This is a genomic window from Daejeonella sp. (assembly GCF_044348475.1).
In the GTDB taxonomy this organism is placed as follows: domain Bacteria; phylum Bacteroidota; class Bacteroidia; order Sphingobacteriales; family Sphingobacteriaceae; genus Daejeonella.
In genome coordinates, this window is the sequence record NZ_JBIKSU010000149.1 from 1 (window position 1) to 3,423 (window position 3,423).

General features: G+C 34.7%; 3 protein-coding genes. 1 reads left to right on the forward strand and 2 read right to left on the reverse strand.

The window, feature by feature from the left end; genetic code table 11:
* Positions 1-1,555, reverse strand: a 1,555-nt coding sequence (locus tag ACIQZ6_RS12495; RefSeq protein ID WP_395811596.1) for a YncE family protein, incomplete at its 3' end; no start/stop codon positions are given.
* Positions 1,556-1,725: 170 nt separating this feature from the next.
* On the reverse strand, positions 1,726-2,415 hold the full coding sequence (locus ACIQZ6_RS12500) for a methyltransferase domain-containing protein (RefSeq protein ID WP_395811598.1): 690 nt from the start codon (positions 2,413-2,415) through the stop codon (positions 1,726-1,728).
* Between the two features lie 221 nt (positions 2,416-2,636).
* Between ACIQZ6_RS12500 and ACIQZ6_RS12505 the strand changes: the two genes are divergently transcribed.
* Entirely contained in the window at positions 2,637-3,092 is a 456-nt protein-coding gene (locus tag ACIQZ6_RS12505; RefSeq protein ID WP_395811600.1) for a DUF2130 domain-containing protein, read from the forward strand.
* Positions 3,093-3,423 lie beyond the last annotated feature (331 nt).

Genomic DNA, 3,423 nt, shown 5'->3' on the forward strand with positions numbered 1-3,423 from the left:
GTATTGGTGATTCTTTTTGGCCCGGATAAAGTGGCACTGGATTTTTCTTTCGCCAATCAAAGAATGGGTCAGATTCATCTTTGATCAGAAAATTATTTGCGATGACTTGTTTGGTCGTATTCAACAATTCATTATCTGCCGGAATTTCTGTAACCTGTACATTTCCATACATCAAGCTACCAATATAACTTCCTGCCAAACCTTCTTTAAATGTTAAGCCGCCATTTGGGCCACTTCCAAACCCTTTAGCGTTGGCAATAATGAGCTTTTTGCCATCTGGCGACACTTTTAGTTTTGCCGGAAACCATCCTGTTGGAATATGTCCAATTACTTTTAATGTAGATACATCAATTACAGCAACGGCATTAATTCCAGATTCTGCAACATAAACCCGTTTCTCATCGGGTGAAACCGCCAAACCAAATGGAATGATCCCTCTTAATTTAGTTAGTTTTTCTTCCGTATATAATTTAATATGTGTGATTATTTTTTGATTATAACTATCAAGAACGGTTATATTATCATTGCTTCCATTGCTGATAAAGACATAATTTCCTGCTGTAACAATAGAATTCGGACTTGATCCACCCACTGCCGGAATACCATCAACTACTTGTCCTACAGGATTACCTGTCTTAGTTTTTGAGAATACTTTTGGTTTCAATGGGTTACTAACCTGTACAGCCCAAACTGAAAATGATTCGGGTGCATTCACGGGGCCTAATCCTTTAACCTGAATAGAATCATTTTCAAATCCTTTTTCTGCCTCCTGAGTATCATAGGCAAAGGCAGGTTTATCTACCGATGTATTTTGCCAAATACCCTTAACTTTTTGTTTTATATAACTGTACGCATACATTCCAACATTGGCTACATATACCGTATTTTCATCTTTTGATAGCGTAATGCCAAAAGGATATCTCCCTACAGGGCAAGATGATATTAGTTTATTCAGTTTTGTGTCAATACAAATCATTCTGAAACCAATCTGATCTACAGCATAAAGAAAGCGTCCATCCTTGCTCAAAACCATATCGCCAATAAAGCCATGCGAATAATCAAATTGATCGCTTTTTGATTTGCAGTCAATTGATCCTAGTGCCAATCCTGTTTCTATTTCAAACTTGTAAACTTTATTGGTCTGTCCTCCAGCCACATAAACAATTTTATTGTCAGGCGATATAGCCAATCCCATAAACACCGACTCAATGATTCCTTTATCTCCTTTTGGAGATTCTGGAACCTGCATGATCTTTGGATTTGCAGATTGAATGTTTTTTAAGATGCTGATTGAAAGCGGACTTGTACCTGAATTTGCTGTGATGGCAATATTTCCATCATTGCTTATTGCAAGTCCGTAGGGGTGAGGTGCAACTTGATGTATTTTTCCAGAAGGAGTAATGATTCGGCCATTTGGAAGAACGGTTTGTCCATTTTTTCGGATAATAACATATTCATCGCCAGCAGGCGCTGAAATTATAGTTTTAGGAACAACCTGAGAATAACAGGATAAAGAAATTAGACTAAGAATAATTAGGTCTGTAATTTTTTTCATGAAAGATTAATATCGCATTTAGGAATGATCGTAGTTTTTTAATATTAACAAGACCCAAAGTATTGTTTTTGATTCATAAACATATTAAAATCATGTTATGAGATTGTATATTTTAGGAGAAATTTATGTTTTTGATAGTTTAAATATTAAAAAAATATAGATCATTTTGTTTAATCAGATCTCCGCATTCGCGCAAGATATTGATCCATATCATCTTCATAGATCATTTCACACTCCCAACCTAATTTTTCTGCAAGTTGTCGTAGCATTAAGAAATCAACATAAAGCCATTTGAACCATTTGCCTTTAACAGACTGATATTCGTATTGATATGAAATTTCACCATAATAATTACTAGCTATAAAATCATCAGATTTATACAAATAAGCAATATCAGATGAATCGAAAAGTACTTGTCCGCCTGGTAATAAAAGTCGTTTTAAATAATCCAGAAAATTAGTTAGTCCCTTGATATCGCCACAAAGTCCAATTCCATTCATTAACATTAATATGGTGTCAAATTGTTCGGATTCAAATTCCAGGATATCTGTATTGATCACCTTTTTTACACCTCTTCTGCGCATGATATCACAGGCTGATTCTGATATTTCAATGGCTGTAACATCTAGGCCCTGCTCCTGTAAAATTAGAGCATGGCTTCCAACACCGGCTCCAATATCTAGTGTATTGCCTTTACAAAGGTTTAAGGCAATAGATTCCAATTCTGTCAATGAATTTTTTGTTCTGTAAAAAATATCTACAGGCATATCTTCAGGCATTCCATAACTATTGTGCAGCCATAATTTGCCTTTTTGCCTTCCTTGATAATGATCCTTTAATACTTTGCCAAAAACATCCATTATTTTATTGAGTATATCTAAAAAATATAGTGCAGATTTAAAGCTGCTAAATAATTTTTAAAGCGAATTTTAGCTAAAATACAGCTTATGGAAAGATTTTTCTTAATTTCTGATTAATTCTGTATTACAAGTATAAAATTAATACTACACAAAATATTTACTATACAATACTAATATTATTAGTATATTGTCGGTTCAATTATGATCTGCTAAAGAAAGATATGCGTGGAGCAGGGGTTGATGTGGCAGTGATTGTCACTCAAAGTTATCCCAAAGGCATGAATTGTTTTGGCGAAAAAGATGGGGTATGGATCTGCTCTTTTGAAGAGGTTAAGGCTGTAGCTTTCGTTTTAAGAGATGGTATTATTCGTCTTTCTAATGCTACTAAATCGCAAGAGAACAGAGGCGACAAAATGCACATGTTGTATGATTACCTTACAGGAGCAGAGTTTTCAGAGCAATGGAAAGCTATTCGAGAAGGCTATATGAGTATGCGTTTGTCTATTCATAAAGAGCGCGATGCTATGGAGAAAATGTGGAAGATGCGTGAAAAGCAATTGGATAAAGTTTTGTTAAATGCATCAAGTATTAAAGGCTCAATTGAAGGTATTGCAGGTGCAGATACAATCTCTTTAAGCTTAAGTGATGAGGAAGATGATCCTTTGTTATTGGAGTAGCATTTATTTTATTAGTATTATTTAGCGGTTTTTTGTCAGATAGGTTTATATATCTCAATACGCAATACTCAAAAAATAGTTGTCTGTTATCTGTTGTCAGTTGTCTGTTATCAGTTGTCTGTTATCAGTTGTCTGTTATCAGTTGTCTGTTATCAGTTGTCTGTTATCAGTTGTCTGAGATATGAAGTCTGAAGTCTGAGATATGAGGTCTGAGGTGCTGTTTTGAAATGAAGTAGAATCTATCGAAATACTCAATACTCAAAAAATAGTTATCAGTTGTCTGAGATATGAAGTCTGAAGTCTGAGATATGAAGTCTGAGATCTGAGGTCT

What these genes read in the sequence shown, in the direction of transcription:
- ACIQZ6_RS12500 (WP_395811598.1), bottom strand. Translation starts at nt 2,415, where the DNA reads ATGGATGTTTTTGGCAAAGTATTAAAGGATCATTATCAAGGAAGGCAA.
- ACIQZ6_RS12505 (WP_395811600.1), top strand. Translation starts at nt 2,637, where the DNA reads ATGCGTGGAGCAGGGGTTGATGTGGCAGTGATTGTCACTCAAAGTTAT.